This is a genomic window from Variovorax sp. P4_D9 (assembly GCF_056401695.1).
Genome location: NZ_JBFUIU010001312.1, coordinates 1 through 1,740 on the forward strand (window position 1 = coordinate 1; position 1,740 = coordinate 1,740).

General features: G+C 68.4%; 2 protein-coding genes. Both read left to right on the forward strand.

Features of this window, described 5'->3' with window-relative positions; genetic code table 11:
• The coding region (locus tag AC1DY5_RS54335; RefSeq protein ID WP_478122478.1) for a potassium-transporting ATPase subunit KdpA at positions 1-110 on the forward strand (110 nt) is incomplete at its 5' end.
• An 11-nt stretch (positions 111-121) separates the two neighbouring features.
• Positions 122-1,740 (forward strand): potassium-transporting ATPase subunit KdpB (gene kdpB / locus AC1DY5_RS54340; RefSeq protein ID WP_478122477.1); only part of this gene is annotated, 1,619 nt, incomplete at its 3' end.

The window sequence follows — 1,740 nt, forward strand, 5'->3', positions numbered from 1 at the left end:
TTTTGTTCGTGACCCTGCTGATCGGCACCGTGCTGCTGGTCGGCCTGCTCAACTATGTGCCCGCGCTGGCCCTCGGCCCCGTCGTCGAGCACCTGATGCTGTGGAAATGAGACTGCAGACCATGAAAAAGAACCCTTCTCCCATCTCCCTGGGCGTGCCTCCCGAGTTGGCGGCCGTCGCCGAGGCTAAGGCCCTTGCCAGGCAGAAGAAACACCTCTCGCTGTTCCATGCCGAGTTGGTCAAGCCGGCACTGTGGGGCGCCTTCGCCAAACTGAGCCCGCGCGTGCAGTGGCGCAATCCGGTGATGTTCATCGTYTACATCGGCAGCATCCTCACGACCRYGYTGTGGGTGCACKCGMTGAGCTTCCCCGGCGACACCGGCATGCCCGCACCCTTCGTGCTCGCGGTCTCGATCTGGCTGTGGTTCACGGTGCTGTTCGCGAACTTCGCCGAAGCGCTGGCCGAAGGCCGCAGCAAGGCGCAGGCTGCTTCCCTGCGCGGACTGCGCAAGGACACCTGGGCCAAGAAGCTGACCCAGCCCTTCCATGGTGCGACCTTTCTACCGGAGCAGGCACCGAACYTGCGCCGCGGSGACGTGGTGCTGGTCGAGACGCACGACGTGATCCCGCTCGATGGCGAGGTGATCGAAGGCGTGGCCTCGGTCGACGAGAGCGCGATCACCGGCGAATCGGCGCCGGTGGTGCGCGAATCGGGCGGCGACTTCTCSGCCGTCACCGGCGGTACGCGGGTGCTGTCGGAYTGGYTGGTGGTGCGCATCWCGGTCAATCCGGGCGAGTCCTTCCTCGACCGCATGATCGGCATGGTCGARGCCGCCAAGCGCCAGAAGACGCCGAACGAGATCGCGCTSACSATCCTGCTGGTSGCGCTGACSMTSGTGTTCCTGGTCGTCACSGCGACGCTGCTGCCRTACTCGGTGTTCAGCGTCGGCGCSGCSGGTGCGGGCWCGGTGGTGTCGCTGACGGCACTGGTCGCGCTGCTCGTGTGCCTGATYCCGACCACCATCGGYGGSYTGCTGTCSGCMRTKGGCGTGGCCGGCATGAGCCGCATGATGCAGGCCAACGTGATCGCGACMTCGGGCCGCGCGGTCGAGGCCGCGGGCGACGTCGACGTGCTGCTGCTCGACAAGACCGGCACCATCACSCWSGGCAAYCGCCARGCCAGCGCSTTCMTYRCGGCGCCYGGCGTWYCGCAGGAGMRMCTSGCRCGYGCCGCGSTWCTGGCATCGCTGCCCGACGAAACGCCSGAGGGCCGCAGCATYGTCGAACTSGCYCGYCGCGGCGGCACGGACGACAAGGGCGTCGARGGYGCKCACTTCGTGCCCTTCACGGCGCARACCCGMATGAGCGGCGTCAACCTGCCGGCKGCRSCMAACAGCCTYGAYRCCRAYSCGRTCGTGYTGCGCAAGGGCGCGGTCGAYGCGGTGCGCCGGCATGTCGAGGCGCTCGGCGGYGCGRTGCCCGACGCGCTGGTGCAGGCCGCCGACGCCGTGGCGCGCCGCGGCAGCACGCCGCTGGCGGTGGCCGAAGGCGCCCGCGTKCTCGGSATCGTCGAGCTCAAGGACATCGTCAAGACCGACATCAAGGAGCGCTTCGGCGAACTGCGCCGCATGGGCATCAAGACCGTGATGATCACCGGCGACAACAAGCTGACGGCGGCGGCCATCGCCGCCGAGGCCGGCGTGGACGATTTCCTGGCCGAGGCCACGCCCGAGGACAAGCT